The sequence below is a fragment of the Citrobacter telavivensis genome (assembly GCF_041807075.1).
Classification (GTDB): Bacteria; Pseudomonadota; Gammaproteobacteria; order Enterobacterales; family Enterobacteriaceae; genus Citrobacter_A; species Citrobacter_A telavivensis.
This window is the reverse complement of sequence record NZ_JBGUBF010000008.1, coordinates 92,071-105,510: the sequence shown is the minus strand read 5'-3', so window position 1 is coordinate 105,510 and position 13,440 is coordinate 92,071. Positions and strand designations below refer to the sequence as shown.

Genomic DNA, 13,440 nt, shown 5'->3' with positions numbered 1-13,440 from the left:
AAAATGAAAATCGCAAGAATAGTAAATATATTGCTGCTTATCTTATTAATAACTTGTGTAAAAAACACTTTTGCAAGCTGTACAAAAAATGGTTATGTTTCAGGGACGATTTATTTCGGCAATGTGCTGGTTCAACGTGACGCTCCTGTAGGAAGCATTATTGCTACGGCAAGTGTTACAATGCCTACAGGAGTAAATCTTCTGACTTGTTACAGTGGCAATACATATTATTTAATGAATTATAAAGGGGGGCGCGTAGTATATGGTTTTACCAATTACTACGAGACAGGTATAGGTGGCGTGGCAATATCAATAGTAGATAGCGGTGGTGTATATGCTACCAATCCGGCCAGCCCGGTATATCAGGGAACAGCCACGGTTTATTCTGGTCGCACCTACACTGCAACCTTAAAAAAAGTTGGGGATATTTCCTCTGGTACACTTTCGGCAGAGAAAATTCTTTCCGCATATCTTGATTCTAATTCTGCAATCATTTACACCGATATTTATATGGGTGCCGGGAGCGTTACACAAGTCGCTTGTTCGATAACAACGCCAAGCCTAACTTTTCCGATTGGTGATGTATTAGTATCTGGATTCAGTAGTAGCGTAGGAACCGTCCCCGTCGGTGCCCAGAATACGCAAAATCTTGGCCTGAACTGCGATGCCGGAGCCAACATTAACGTTATGCTCCAGGGTACCCAGAACCCGGACGTCAGCACGACCAGCGTATTAGCCTTAACCGGCCAGGGAAATGCCGACGTGGCAAAAGGTGTCGGCGTACAGCTGTTATATAACGGCGCGCCGTTAGTACTCAATAACCGTATTGTGCTGAAACGATCGGCAGGCGGCCAGGAAACCTTCCCGATCACCGCCCGTTATTATCAGACCCGGACCAGTGTTGCCACGGGCAAAGCAAACGCATCCGCGACCCTTGATTTAACGTACCAGTAATAACCGCAGGAATAATTGAAATGGCAAAAATAACCCTTTTCGCCGCGGCTTCGCTCGGCTTAATGATGGCAGGCCACAGCGCATTTGCCGGTGATACCGTGACCATGAATATTACCGGCAACGTAGTGGCTTCTCCGTGCGTGGTGAACGGTGGCACCGGCAACATCGACGTCGATCTCGGTAATATTCAGGCAACCACCCTGGCGGCACCTTCCTCTTCCTCCCCGGAAGTGCCGTTCGATATTAAATTAACCAGTTGCCCGACCGGTACCTCCGGCGTGGTGGCGACCTTCGCCGGTACCAGCGATCCCGTGGCTGGCGCAGGCTATTACACTAACACCGGGACGGCGACGAACGTGGCGGTGGCCTTAATTCAGGCCAGTAGCGGCACCCTGAAGGGGAACGGTTCGACCATCACCCAGAGCGTGCAGGCTGACCGTACCGTGACCATGTCGATGAAGGCGAAGGCTTACTCCAGCGCGGGTGGCGCTACACCGGGCACCATTAAAGCCGTGGTGACGGCAACCTTTACCTATCAGTAACCCGTCAAATGCCCCGGAATGCTGGGGCGAAAAGGTGACAGCTATGTTCAAGCCCGGCCTGAAAACCGCCTTCTGCTTAACGTTATTCTCCACTGCTGTGCAGGCAGATCCCTCAGTATCCGTTTCCGGGAACGTTGTCGCCAGCCCCTGTACGGTGGATACCGGCACGGTCAATAAAACCGTGGAATTAGGCACGCTGCAACGGCGCGATCTGCAAACAGCAGGCGAAGGCGGGGAGTGGCAGGACTTCGACCTGCTGCTCACCAACTGCCCGGCAGGTACCGCCACCGTTACCGCTCTGCTCAGCGGTACGGTGGATACCCAGGACGCCACGGCCTGGAAAAACAGTGGATCCAGTACCAACATGGCGCTGCGTATCGCCAGCCGTGACCATAACACGACCTGGGCTCCGGGGAGTTCCCTGCGGCAGAGCGTCAGTATCAGTACCCGATCGGCATCCTTCCCGCTGTCGGCCAGGATGTTTACCCCGCAGGGCAGTGCGACAGCGGGTACATTTCAGTCTGTGATGAACGTCGATTTTACCTGGCAGTAGAGCGCTCCCTGGCAGGGATAATTATGTTGAAGGTGCACTATGTATCGCTTACCGTTTGAAAGTGCGGTGCTCGGGATCCGTTTTCAGCCCATTTATTCTGTGGCTGAAAAAATGATTAAGGCGTGGGAGGTATTAAGTTTACTGCAACCCGGAATTAATCATGAGCAGTACTTTGCCTCACAGTCCGATCTTGCCTGTCTGAATCTTTTATGCTGGCAGTTGCAGATCGTTGAAAAAATGAAAAACAGAAAAACGTACTATTTAAACGTTCCCGCTCGGATACTCTGTTCTTCACAAGCTACTGAACAACTCCTCCCGTGGCTGCGGGAGGGGATTGTTCTTGAGGTTCAGGATCCTGAGAATTTTATTTCGTTATCATACTCCGGGCGCCAGGCCTTTTATGCCTGTGCCAGGATGATACAATCCATGGGCGCAGAGCTGTGGCTGGATGATATTTTACCGGAGCAGTATGGTTATCTGGAAGCTGAGCTGGCGCGATTCGACGGGGTGAAAATTGACAAAAGCGTATTACAGGAACCCTCATCCTTAAGCCTGTTTATTATGCTTTGCGCCCGGCACGTTAACTCCGTACTTGTGGAAGGTGTGGAAAACAGTCAGCATTTTAAAATAGCGGAACGAGGCGGTTGCCATTTCCTTCAGGGATTTATGTGGCCTGAAGAGCGGTTTTTCATCAGCTATACACCAGGTTAAAAATGCTTAATATTTTAATAAAAGATCCCGATATGATATTCCGCCGGGGCATGATGTATTTTCTCAAAGAATTCTACCTGATGAGATTCAGGTGTGACGTTGAGTTCATGACTGACTACACGCCTGAGAATATTGCCACCGCTGATGTGATTATTCTCTCCATGTGTAATGGTGAACGTTACACCTGTATACCGGAGCTACGGGACCGCCGCAAGGGTATTATTATTGGACTGGTAGATGAAAATGATAATGGACAAAAATCGCCGTCCTGCTTTGGCGATATTGTGTATATTACACGACGAGAATCTCTTGAGGTTCTTACGCAGAAAATTTATATCGCTTGGTTTAAGTGGGTAATCAGCAACGTATTCCCTCAGCCCCCGTCTTGTCCGGATTGTAATCACCGTACTTTATCTCTTCAGCAACGAGATACGATGGCACTGTTTTACGAAGGACTTTCGATAGCTCAGATCGCAAAAATAAAGAATATGAGCTATAAAACGGTCGCTACCCATAAATACCTTGCCATGCGTAAATTCAATCTGGATCGTGATTACGATTTGTTAAGATTTTTAGACGTTTTTCTCAAAAATGACCTGAAACGGAGAAGCTACCGTAAAAAAGGAATTACAGGAAGGGATGACAGATAATACGCCCACTCCCGTAAAGAAAGAGAGGTCAGAACAGAAGAAATAAAACCGTCCCCACTTAAATCGTATTCATCAGCGTTCCTGGCTTTCACGCGCATGATCTATCTGGTTTCACTTTAGTTTCGCCATTCAGGTACACAGCACTGTGGATTTTAGGGGCATCGGCTAGTCGCACCTTAAATCCACTTCGTCGGCGATCGCCAGAATTCCGCGTCACTGCTTGATGCGCGTCTGCTGGCAGTCAATAGTGTCAGGGCGTTTCATCATCTTCAGCATGTGCGGACTGGCGTACTTCAGCGGGATATCCCGTTACGGCAGGATTTTACCGACCTCCATCAGCAGGAAGGTTTCATAATTTATGAGAGCCCCGTCTGTTGTGACGCTACACTTAGTTTAACGTGGATCATATGACAGGAATTTTATGGCTACCGACGTGCCACCCTCGTTGATTTTACAGCCTTCAGAATTCGTCCCGTTGCTGGCTGAACACCTCATGCGCAATGCTGAAGTAAAGCGTATCCTTCCACGTCGCCGGTTAGGATACCAGGTTGGTGGAGAACGCTTCTGCTATCTGATAATCAGGGGCAACGGCACCCTTCACCGGACCCGCGACGATCGCCTGATGGGCACCGTCACGGCACCAGCACTGCTGGGTCTGGCTAACCTGTACCGGCTGGAGACGGATGCCTATATCAAAACGCAGGTCCCCTGTGATATTGCCATTCTCAGGATGGCAGATGTGCACGCCATCATCTGCGCAAATCACCTCTGGGAGCCTGTCGCGAAGCATATGATGGTTGTGGCCGGTAAATTGTTCAGCTCTCACGAGCAGCTCACTGCCCCGTCCGCCTATCAGATTGTGCGTGCCCAGCTCTACGAGCTGCTTAACGAAAATCCGGGGATCAGAGAGAACATAACGGCAGCGCAGTATATTCGTGACAAATCACATTTATCGCGCAGTGGGATCATGCGCATACTCGCAGCCCTGAAAGAGGGCGGGTTTATTGAACTGGACAGAGGGGTGCTTAAAAATATTATAAAGCTCCCGGAAAAATTTTAATTTATATCTCACGACATCCGGAAATTGTCAGAGACGGATCTTCTGCTCCCGCCCCACCGCCCGTCGGCCCATGTACACAAAATTTAGCCAACCAGCGCATCGATATGGAAAATAAACTCCGCGAGTTGTGTGATTTTCCTGATACCACTGAAGGGGAGTATTCTTTTATATTACCAGTCCTTCCTGAGCGCCCCCGGTTTCCGCCGCGCAGTTGCCGCTATTTATTGGCTATCCGGCAACACTGGTGCTACGCCAGATGGCCCTCGTTCAGGATGAACGACCAAAATATCTGCTGCACCGGAAGTGAGCGCTCTGCTCCTTTATGTGCCTTATCTGCACTTGCAAACGCCAGTATTTCGAGCCGTTGGTGTGAACCAGGAAGTGCATTCCAGTGGCACCAGATGGCTTTACTGGATTATCACCTGTGATTTACCCGTTCTGACCTTAGCATCCGTGATGCGCCTTAGGTTTTCCTCTGTCCACCGGTACAAGGTTTACCTTTGTGAAGGCGGTACCAACATTTAGACCAACAAGGATTGATTGATATCGATTGAATTAAGTTGACGTTGAGAGAGTATAAAACGGGGAGAAAACCAGTCACTACGCGGATTTTAGATACAAAAATGGACGTCCGTTGACGTCCATTTTTTTGAATATTGGTACCGAGGACGGGACTTGAACCCGTAAGCCCTATTGGGCACTACCACCTCAAGGTAGCGTGTCTACCAATTCCACCACCTCGGCACTGAGATCTTACTGCGGGATATCGCTGGTCGGCTTAGCCGGAGCAGCTGGCTGAGGCTGTTCGGTCTTCGCCGGCGCACTCAGATTTTCCCACTCACTTCCTTTATTGGTTTTGTTGCTGTTGATATTGCCCAGCACCAGACTGATGATAAAGAACAACGTCGCCAGCACAGCCGTCATACGGGTCATGAAGTTACCAGAACCACTTGAACCAAACAACGTCCCGGAAGCGCCTGCTCCGAAGGAGGCTCCCATATCAGCGCCTTTACCTTGCTGCAGCATGATCAAGCCCACAAGGCCAATTGCCACAATAAGGAAAACTACCAAAAGAGCTTCGTACATAATCAACCTGTTCCTTGCGGAGTTGCCGCATACCAATGCTTCTAACCAATAAAGCAGGATTTTTACTGTTTCCCACTGAAGCGGGTGTGAATACTAACCAAAGCGAATGACCTTCGCAAGGGCAATTTTAGTGCATTGTATCAACTGCGGAAAAAAACAGCAAAAGCCGAGTTTCTCGTGAGTAAAAAGGCGGCAAATACCGCCTTTTTATGCAGTTAAGTCTCTCTCACACCGCTTTGACCGCATCCGCAATGCGATGGGCAAACTCGGTCACCTGCGCTTCATCTTCACCTTCTACCATGACGCGAATTAACGGCTCGGTACCCGATTTGCGCAGCAGGACGCGCCCACGATTGCCCAGCGCAGACTCCACTTCCGCAGTCACCGCCTTCACCGTGTCATTTTCCAGCGGGTCGCCGCTGCCAGCGGTGTAACGCACGTTCACCAAAATCTGTGGGAACATTGTCATGCCGCTGCACAGATCGTGAAGACTCATGTGATTACGCACCATCGCGGCGACCACCTGCAGACCTGCAACAATGCCGTCACCGGTAGTCGTTTTATCCAGCAGAATGACGTGGCCGGAGTTTTCCGCTCCGATACGCCAGCCTTTTTCCTGCATTTTTTCCAGCACGTAGCGGTCACCCACTTTCGCGCGGGTAAACGGAATACCGAGCTGCTTCAGTGCCAGTTCCAGCCCCATATTGCTCATCAGCGTCCCGACAGCACCACCGCGCAATTGTCCCTGACGCAGCGCTTCACGGGCGATGATGTACATGATCTGATCGCCATCGACTTTATTACCTTCATGGTCAACCATGATCACACGATCACCGTCGCCATCCAGCGCGATACCCAGGTCGGCTTTTTCCGCGATCACTCGGGCCTGCAAGGCACGTACATCGGTGGCGCCGACTTCTTCGTTAATGTTCACGCCGTTTGGCTCACAGCCAATAGTAATGACCTTCGCACCCAGTTCACGCAGTACGTTCGGCGCAATATGGTAGGTTGCCCCGTTGGCACAATCCACCACGATTTTTAATTCGTTCAGGCTCAACTCGTTCGGGAATGTGCCTTTGCAAAATTCAATATAGCGACCCGCGGCATCGACAATGCGACTGGCTTTGCCGAGTTCCGCGGAGTCCACACAGGTGATCTCTTTTTCCATCTCGGCTTCGATGGCCTCTTCGACCGCATCGGGCAGTTTGGTCCCGTCGATGGAGAAGAATTTGATACCGTTGTCATAGAACGGGTTATGCGATGCGGAGATCACAATCCCGGCCTCAGCGCGGAAAGTGCGCGTCAGATATGCAACTGCAGGGGTCGGCATCGGGCCCGTAAACGACGCGGACAACCCTGCTGCCGCCAGGCCAGCTTCAAGCGCTGACTCCAGCATGTAACCGGAAATACGGGTGTCTTTGCCGATGATGATTTTACGCGAACCGTGGCGCGCCAGGACCTTACCGGCCGCCCAACCCAGCTTCAGCACAAAATCAGGCGTAATCGGCGCATCGCCCACGCGTCCACGGATCCCATCAGTTCCAAAATATTTACGGTTACTCATAGCGTTTGTTTTCCTTTGCGGACAATGTGGCTTCCACCACACGCATCGCTTCTACGGTTTCTTTGACGTCATGGACACGAATGATCTGCGCCCCCTGCATAGCAGCAATGACCGCACAGGCAAGGCTACCGCTCAGACGCTCTGATGGCCCCACGTTGAGCAGTTGGCCCACCATCGATTTACGTGACATTCCCACCAGCAGCGGCAGGTTAAAATGGTGAAACTCAGCCAGTCGCGCCAGTAATGTATAGTTGTGGGAGAGATTTTTACCGAAACCGAATCCCGGGTCGAGCAACAATTTCTCTTTTGCGATGCCTGCCCTTTCACAACGTGCTATTTGCTCAATAAAGTAGCGATTCACATCCGCAAACACGTCCTCATATTTGGGCGCTTCCTGCATGGTCTTCGGCTGGCCTTGCATATGCATCAGGCAAACCGGTAAACCGGTTTCTGCCGCCGCCTCCAGCGCACCAGGTTCAGAGAGCGAGCGAATGTCGTTAATGATGTGAGCGCCCACTCTTGCCGATTCGCGGATCACCTCAGGTTTTGAGGTATCGACAGAAATCCAGACTTCAAAACGTTGGGCAATCGCCTCAACTACCGGGATAACACGCGCCAGTTCCTCTTCCACACTCACATCCGCCGCACCGGGGCGCGTAGACTCACCGCCGACATCGATGATGGTCGCTCCGGCATTAATCATCAGATTGGCATGTTTCACAGCTTCAATCAGCGTGTTATGCGTTCCACCATCTGAGAAGGAGTCCGGCGTGACGTTAAGGATCCCCATCACATGAGGATGGCTGAGATCCAGTGAGGTGCCCTGGGCATAGAGTTTCATGGTGTTATCCCTGGTATGAATTGATAAGAAAAAACCCCGGAGCAAGCCCCAGGGTTTTCAATAAAACGCAGTCATCAACAACGGTAACTTATTTGTCGCCTAACTGTTCTGACATGGTATTACCTGGGTTCGGCGTGCGCGGTTCATCAACCGGGCGCGGCGCACGAGGTGTGCCATTATTGTCAGAATTGTTAGAGCCCGGTTCTTCCCAGCCAGCAGGCGGGCGAACATCGCGGCGAGCCATCAGGTCATCAATCTGCGGCGCATCGATGGTCTCATATTTCATGAGCGCATCTTTCATGGCATGCAGGATGTCCATGTTGTCATTCAGGAGCTGACGCGCACGATTGTAGTTACGTTCAATCAGTGCTTTCACTTCCTGGTCGATGATACGCGCGGTTTCATCGGACATATGTTTCGCTTTTGCAACGCTACGACCGAGGAAAACTTCACCCTCTTCTTCCGCGTACAGCAGCGGACCGAGTTTGTCGGAGAAGCCCCACTGAGTCACCATGTTACGCGCCAGGTTGGTTGCAACCTTAATGTCGTTCGACGCACCGGTAGAAACATGTTCAACACCGTAGATGAGCTCTTCTGCCAGGCGACCACCGTACAGCGTGGAGATCTGGCTTTCCAGTTTCTGACGGCTGGCGCTGATCGCGTCGCCTTCAGGCAGGAAGAAGGTCACACCCAGCGCACGTCCGCGCGGGATAATCGTCACTTTATGCACTGGATCGTGTTCCGGGACCAGGCGGCCGATAATCGCGTGGCCAGCTTCGTGGTAAGCGGTCGATTCTTTCTGCGCTTCCGTCATCACCATGGAGCGACGTTCCGCACCCATCATGATTTTGTCTTTCGCTTTTTCGAACTCAACCATCGACACGACGCGCTTGTTGCCACGAGCAGCAAACAGCGCCGCTTCGTTCACCAGGTTCGCCAGATCTGCACCCGAGAAGCCCGGCGTACCACGGGCAATGATTGCCGCGTCGATATCCGGCGCCAGCGGTACACGGCGCATATGCACTTTCAGGATCTGTTCACGACCACGTACATCCGGTAAGCCGACCACAACCTGACGGTCGAAACGGCCTGGACGCAACAGCGCAGGGTCAAGAACGTCCGGACGGTTAGTTGCCGCGATAACGATAATACCTTCGTTACCTTCAAAACCATCCATCTCAACCAGCATCTGGTTCAGGGTCTGTTCACGTTCATCGTGACCGCCACCCAGACCCGCGCCACGCTGGCGACCTACGGCATCGATTTCATCGATGAAGATAATGCACGGTGCTGCTTTCTTGGCCTGTTCGAACATGTCACGCACACGAGATGCACCGACACCGACGAACATTTCCACGAAGTCAGAACCTGAAATCGTAAAGAATGGGACCTTCGCTTCACCTGCAATGGCTTTCGCCAGCAAGGTTTTACCGGTACCCGGAGGGCCGACCATCAGGACGCCTTTCGGGATTTTACCGCCCAGTTTCTGGAAGCGGCTCGGCTCGCGCAGGTATTCAACCAGTTCCGCCACTTCTTCTTTCGCTTCGTCACAGCCTGCAACGTCGGCGAAAGTGGTTTTGATCTGATCTTCCGTCAGCATGCGCGCTTTGCTCTTACCGAACGACATGGCGCCTTTGCCACCGCCGCCCTGCATCTGACGCATAAAGAAGATCCAGACGCCGATCAACAGCAGCATCGGGAACCAGGAAATGAAGATGGAAGCCAGCAGGCTTGGTTCTTCTGGTGGTTCACCAACAACCTTGACGTTCTTAGTCAGCAGGTTATCAAGCAGCTTCGGATCGTTTACCGGAATGTAAGTCGTGTAACGGTTACTATCTTTCTTGGTAACGTTGATCTCACGTCCGTTGATACGTGCTTCACGAACCTGGTCGTTGTTGACCTCTTGCAGGAAGGTAGAGTAATCCACCTTACGGCCATTAGACTCGCTGGGCCCAAAGCTCTGGAATACTGACATCAGCACAACGGCAATGACCAGCCAGAGTATTAGGTTTTTCGCCATGTCACTCAAGGGATTAACCTCTTATTACAACTGTGTTAAAAACAGCGTCAGGATACTCTATATCCAGCGTCTTTCAAACTTTCGTCTGAAATCGACCAGTTATGGTTTACGCCCGGTCGCTACAATATACACTTCACGCGAACGTGCGCGAGAAGAGTCCGGCTTACGAACTTTCACCTTCGTAAACAGGGAGCGAATTTCCCTTAGATACTCATCGAAACCTTCGCCCTGGAACACCTTCACTACAAAACTGCCACCCGGCGCTAGTACATCACGACACATTTCTAACGCCAGTTCCACCAGATACATGGCACGGGGGATATCCACCGCCGGTGTTCCGCTCATGTTTGGTGCCATATCGGACATGACAACCTGGACTTTACTGTCACCCACGCGTTCCAGCAGCGCCTTCATGACAAGTTCATCACGAAAGTCGCCCTGAAGAAAGTCCACACCAACGATAGGATCCATAGGTAAAAGATCACAAGCGATGATACGGCCTTTGCCGCCAATCTGCGAGACCACATACTGTGACCAGCCTCCTGGCGCGGCACCGAGATCGACTACCGTCATCCCCGGCTTAAAAAGTTTGTCACTTTGCTGTATTTCATCAAGTTTAAACCAGGCACGGGAACGCAACCCCTTTTTCTGTGCCTCTTGAACATATTTATCGCTAAAGTGTTCCTGAAGCCAGCGACTCGAGCTGGCAGAACGCTTCTTACCTGTCATTTAACTTTCCCATCGGGGCAGAACATCGTTGCCATACGGCGTAAATTTCCACGCACTATTTGGCGATATATGGGAGATGGCGGTAGAATGACCCGTTTTCAATCCCAACGTAAGCAAAAATATACGATGAATCTGAGTACTAAACAAAAACAGCACCTGAAAGGTCTGGCACATCCGCTCAAGCCGGTCGTTATGCTTGGCAATAATGGTTTGACCGAAGGGGTACTGGCCGAGATTGAACAAGCGTTAGAGCACCATGAACTTATCAAGGTGAAAGTCGCGTCTGAAGATCGCGAAACAAAAACCTTGATCGTGGACGCTATCGTGCGCGAAACCGGCGCCTGTAATGTACAGGTCATCGGTAAAATGCTGGTGCTTTATCGCCCGAGTAAAGAACGCAAAATCTCGCTGCCACGCTAAGAATATCCTAAAGTCGAACACAAAACCTGTGTAAAACGAGGGATTTCCCGCAAGCAGGAGAGCAAAATGCCACGCTCTCTTCGTTGATAAAAGGCCGCTATGCGGCCTTTTTCCTTTCTTTACAATACATCAACATCTTGAGCACTTACAGGTATTCTACCTTAGTGACCTCATATTCCACTTCGCCGCCCGGGGTTTTGATCACCACGACGTCATCCTGTTCTTTGCCAATCAGGCCACGCGCAATCGGCGAGTTGACGGAAATCAGGTTCTGTTTGAAGTCCGCTTCATCATCACCCACGATGCGCCAGGTCTGTTCTTCGTCGTTATCGAGATTCAAAACGGTGACTGTGGCACCAAAGACAACGCGACCGTTATTCGGCATTTTAGTGACATCGATGACCTGTGCATTCGACAGCTTCGCTTCGATGTCTTTGATTCGACCTTCGCAGAAACCCTGCTGTTCACGCGCCGCGTGATATTCCGCATTCTCTTTCAGATCGCCGTGCTCGCGCGCTTCGGCAATAGAGGCAATAATTTCAGGACGGCGCACAGATTTCAGAAAATCCAGCTCTTCGCGTAATTTTTCTGCACCACGTAAGGTCATCGGAATCGCTTGCATTTGTTATACCTCTTGAACATTCCTGTAGGGGGCGATCGCTCCGCCCCGGCTGTTAAGCCTGCCCCGGTATGGCGTCATACCCGGGCCAGAAGCAAAAAAATACCGACCCGGAAGCAAGGTCCAGGTCAGCTACAATTCTTAATTTGATGTTCATTTTACCCTGGAGTTCCCTATGGGTCATCGTTTACTTTGCAGGGCATTGCGCCGTAGTATGACGGCTTGTTTCCAGGTTGTTAGCGCGAGATTATGCGATTTCCCAGATTTATCATCGGATTGACTACCAGCGTAGCGTTCAGCGTCCAGGCCGCGAACGTTGACGAGTACATCAACCAGCTCCCTGCCGGAGCCAACCTTGCACTCATGGTCCAGAAGGTCGGCGCCCCGACCCCCGCGATTGATTATCATAGTCAGCAAATGGCGCTTCCTGCCAGTACGCAGAAAGTGATCACCGCGCTGGCGGCCTTAATTCAGCTCGGCCCGGACTTCCGCTTTACCACCACGCTGGAGACCAAAGGCAGCGTCGATGAGGGCGTACTGAAAGGCGACTTAGTTGCGCGATTTGGTGCCGATCCGACGCTAAAACGCCAGGATATTCGGAATATGGTGGCGAACCTGAAAAAATCAGGTGTCACGAAAATTACCGGAAACGTCCTTATTGATACCTCTGTTTTTGCCAGCCACGATAAAGCGCCAGGGTGGCCCTGGAACGACATGACCCAGTGTTTCAGCGCGCCGCCAGCGGCCGCGATTGTCGACAGGAACTGCTTCTCAATTTCGCTCTACAGCGCGCAAAAAGCGAACGATTTGGCCTATATTCGCGTGGCGTCTTACTACCCTGTCACCATGTTCAGCCAGGTTCGCACCCTCGCGCGCGGCTCGGCAGAGGCGCAATATTGTGAGCTGGACGTGGTTCCGGGCGATTTAAACCGCTTCACGCTGACCGGTTGTCTGCCGCAGCGTGCTGACCCTCTCCCACTGGCATTTGCCATTCAGGACGGTGCAAGTTATGCCGGGGCGATCCTGAAAGATGAGTTAAAACAAGCCGGTATCAGCTATGGCGGGACATTATTGCGCCAGACGCAGGTCAACGAACCGGGTACCGTTGTGGCAAGCAAGCAGTCTGCGCCACTGCACGATCTGCTTAAGATTATGCTGAAGAAGTCGGACAACATGATTGCCGATACCGTCTTCAGGATGATTGGCCACGCGCGGTTTAACGTGCCGGGAACGTGGCGTGCAGGCTCCGATGCCGTGCGGCAGATCCTGCGCCAGCAAGCGGGAGTGGATATTGGCAACACAATTATCGCCGACGGCTCCGGTCTGTCGCGCCATAACCTGATTGCCCCTGCCACCATGATGCAGGTGCTGCAATACATCGCACAGCACGACAACGAACTGAACTTCATCTCAATGCTACCGCTGGCGGGCTATGATGGCTCTCTGCAGTACCGTGCGGGTCTGCATCAGGCGGGCGTCGACGGTAAGGTCTCGGCGAAGACGGGGTCGTTGCAGGGTGTATACAACCTGGCGGGCTTTATTACCACCGCAAGCGGGCAGCGGATGGCGTTTGTGCAGTATCTGTCGGGTTATGCAGTAGAACCTGCCGATCAACGTAACCGTCGCATTCCGCTGGTTCGCTTTGAAAGTCGGTTGTACAAAGATATTTATCAGAATAACTAGGCGGGTAT

The 13,440-nt window shown here is 51.7% G+C and carries 14 protein-coding genes, 1 tRNA gene and 3 pseudogenes; 9 read left to right on the top strand and 9 right to left on the bottom strand.

All coding sequences use genetic code 11. The annotated features are described in order from the left end of the window. Positions 1–3 precede the first annotated feature (3 nt). The 5 genes from ACERJC_RS22280 to ACERJC_RS22260 are packed head-to-tail and all read left to right on the top strand — an operon-like array spanning position 4 to position 3,410. Complete coding sequence (locus tag ACERJC_RS22280) at positions 4–954, top strand: fimbrial protein (protein ID WP_178826363.1); 951 nt, start codon at positions 4–6, stop codon at positions 952–954. Between the two features lie 20 nt (positions 955–974). After that, the gene (locus tag ACERJC_RS22275; RefSeq protein WP_286631691.1) at positions 975–1,496 is read left to right on the top strand and encodes a fimbrial protein; all 522 of its coding nucleotides are present in this window, start codon (positions 975–977) and stop codon (positions 1,494–1,496) included. 43 nt (positions 1,497–1,539) lie between these two features. Further along, complete coding sequence (locus ACERJC_RS22270; protein WP_286631692.1) at positions 1,540–2,049, top strand: fimbrial protein; 510 nt, start codon at positions 1,540–1,542, stop codon at positions 2,047–2,049. A gap of 39 nt (positions 2,050–2,088) precedes the next feature. Continuing rightward, a complete protein-coding gene (locus ACERJC_RS22265; RefSeq protein ID WP_286631694.1) occupies positions 2,089–2,760 on the top strand; it encodes an EAL domain-containing protein in 672 nt (223 codons plus the stop codon). A gap of 2 nt (positions 2,761–2,762) precedes the next feature. Continuing rightward, on the top strand, positions 2,763–3,410 hold the full coding sequence (locus ACERJC_RS22260; protein WP_178823018.1) for a helix-turn-helix transcriptional regulator: 648 nt from the start codon (positions 2,763–2,765) through the stop codon (positions 3,408–3,410). 53 nt (positions 3,411–3,463) lie between these two features. Here the strand turns inward: ACERJC_RS22260 and ACERJC_RS22255 are convergent. Both ACERJC_RS22255 and ACERJC_RS22250 read right to left on the bottom strand, forming a co-directional pair. Next, positions 3,464–3,579, bottom strand: a pseudogene (locus ACERJC_RS22255) (hypothetical protein); the annotation flags it as partial. A 47-nt stretch (positions 3,580–3,626) separates the two neighbouring features. Beyond that, a pseudogene (locus ACERJC_RS22250) lies at positions 3,627–3,749 on the bottom strand (hypothetical protein); the annotation flags it as partial. Positions 3,750–3,831: 82 nt separating this feature from the next. Here ACERJC_RS22250 and ACERJC_RS22245 point away from each other — a divergent pair. Then, positions 3,832–4,470 carry a winged helix-turn-helix transcriptional regulator gene (locus tag ACERJC_RS22245; protein ID WP_286631696.1) on the top strand — a complete coding sequence of 213 codons (639 nt, stop codon included), beginning with the start codon at positions 3,832–3,834 and terminating at the stop codon, positions 4,468–4,470. Between the two features lie 211 nt (positions 4,471–4,681). Next, positions 4,682–4,809, top strand: a pseudogene (locus ACERJC_RS25565) (phage integrase family protein); the annotation flags it as partial. Positions 4,810–5,127: 318 nt separating this feature from the next. Here ACERJC_RS25565 and ACERJC_RS22240 read toward each other — a convergent pair. The 6 genes from ACERJC_RS22240 to rlmE form a co-directional block, all read right to left on the bottom strand. After that, a tRNA-Leu gene (locus tag ACERJC_RS22240) sits at positions 5,128–5,214 on the bottom strand. Positions 5,215–5,223: 9 nt separating this feature from the next. After that, entirely contained in the window at positions 5,224–5,556 is a 333-nt protein-coding gene (gene secG, locus ACERJC_RS22235; RefSeq protein ID WP_046488020.1) for a preprotein translocase subunit SecG, read from the bottom strand. Between the two features lie 226 nt (positions 5,557–5,782). Continuing rightward, the gene (gene glmM, locus ACERJC_RS22230; protein WP_152406151.1) at positions 5,783–7,120 is read right to left on the bottom strand and encodes a phosphoglucosamine mutase; all 1,338 of its coding nucleotides are present in this window, start codon (positions 7,118–7,120) and stop codon (positions 5,783–5,785) included. After that, entirely contained in the window at positions 7,113–7,961 is an 849-nt protein-coding gene (folP, locus tag ACERJC_RS22225) for a dihydropteroate synthase (protein WP_061076185.1), read from the bottom strand. The genes glmM and folP overlap by 8 nt, the downstream gene beginning before the upstream one ends. An 88-nt stretch (positions 7,962–8,049) precedes the next feature. Continuing rightward, positions 8,050–9,981 (bottom strand): ATP-dependent zinc metalloprotease FtsH, encoded by a 1,932-nt coding sequence (gene ftsH, locus ACERJC_RS22220; protein ID WP_152406153.1) that lies wholly within the window; start codon positions 9,979–9,981, stop codon positions 8,050–8,052. A 99-nt stretch (positions 9,982–10,080) separates the two neighbouring features. Then, positions 10,081–10,710: a 23S rRNA (uridine(2552)-2'-O)-methyltransferase RlmE gene (gene rlmE, locus ACERJC_RS22215; protein ID WP_042291855.1), complete on the bottom strand. Its 630-nt coding sequence runs from the start codon at positions 10,708–10,710 to the stop codon at positions 10,081–10,083. Between the two features lie 126 nt (positions 10,711–10,836). On the opposite strand from rlmE, the gene yhbY reads away from it, so the two are divergent. Then, positions 10,837–11,130: a ribosome assembly RNA-binding protein YhbY gene (gene yhbY / locus ACERJC_RS22210; RefSeq protein WP_041686369.1), complete on the top strand. Its 294-nt coding sequence runs from the start codon at positions 10,837–10,839 to the stop codon at positions 11,128–11,130. 145 nt (positions 11,131–11,275) lie between these two features. Here the strand turns inward: yhbY and greA are convergent, their stop codons facing one another. After that, positions 11,276–11,752, bottom strand: coding sequence for a transcription elongation factor GreA (gene greA, locus ACERJC_RS22205; RefSeq protein ID WP_042325084.1), 477 nt, complete (start codon positions 11,750–11,752; stop codon positions 11,276–11,278). A gap of 246 nt (positions 11,753–11,998) precedes the next feature. On the opposite strand from greA, the gene dacB reads away from it, so the two are divergent. Beyond that, positions 11,999–13,432: a serine-type D-Ala-D-Ala carboxypeptidase gene (gene dacB, locus ACERJC_RS22200; protein WP_371896115.1), complete on the top strand. Its 1,434-nt coding sequence runs from the start codon at positions 11,999–12,001 to the stop codon at positions 13,430–13,432. Positions 13,433–13,440 lie beyond the last annotated feature (8 nt).

Excerpts from the sequence above, each read along its gene's own strand:
- ACERJC_RS22280 (WP_178826363.1), top strand. The coding sequence starts at position 4 with ATGAAAATCGCAAGAATAGTAAATATATTGCTGCTTATCTTATTAATA.
- ACERJC_RS22275 (WP_286631691.1), top strand. The coding sequence starts at position 975 with ATGGCAAAAATAACCCTTTTCGCCGCGGCTTCGCTCGGCTTAATGATG.
- ACERJC_RS22270 (WP_286631692.1), top strand. The coding sequence starts at position 1,540 with ATGTTCAAGCCCGGCCTGAAAACCGCCTTCTGCTTAACGTTATTCTCC.
- ACERJC_RS22265 (WP_286631694.1), top strand. The coding sequence starts at position 2,089 with ATGTATCGCTTACCGTTTGAAAGTGCGGTGCTCGGGATCCGTTTTCAG.
- ACERJC_RS22260 (WP_178823018.1), top strand. The coding sequence starts at position 2,763 with ATGCTTAATATTTTAATAAAAGATCCCGATATGATATTCCGCCGGGGC.
- ACERJC_RS22245 (WP_286631696.1), top strand. The coding sequence starts at position 3,832 with ATGGCTACCGACGTGCCACCCTCGTTGATTTTACAGCCTTCAGAATTC.
- secG (WP_046488020.1), bottom strand. The coding sequence starts at position 5,556 with ATGTACGAAGCTCTTTTGGTAGTTTTCCTTATTGTGGCAATTGGCCTT.
- glmM (WP_152406151.1), bottom strand. The coding sequence starts at position 7,120 with ATGAGTAACCGTAAATATTTTGGAACTGATGGGATCCGTGGACGCGTG.
- folP (WP_061076185.1), bottom strand. The coding sequence starts at position 7,961 with ATGAAACTCTATGCCCAGGGCACCTCACTGGATCTCAGCCATCCTCAT.
- ftsH (WP_152406153.1), bottom strand. The coding sequence starts at position 9,981 with ATGGCGAAAAACCTAATACTCTGGCTGGTCATTGCCGTTGTGCTGATG.
- rlmE (WP_042291855.1), bottom strand. The coding sequence starts at position 10,710 with ATGACAGGTAAGAAGCGTTCTGCCAGCTCGAGTCGCTGGCTTCAGGAA.
- yhbY (WP_041686369.1), top strand. The coding sequence starts at position 10,837 with ATGAATCTGAGTACTAAACAAAAACAGCACCTGAAAGGTCTGGCACAT.
- greA (WP_042325084.1), bottom strand. The coding sequence starts at position 11,752 with ATGCAAGCGATTCCGATGACCTTACGTGGTGCAGAAAAATTACGCGAA.
- dacB (WP_371896115.1), top strand. The coding sequence starts at position 11,999 with ATGCGATTTCCCAGATTTATCATCGGATTGACTACCAGCGTAGCGTTC.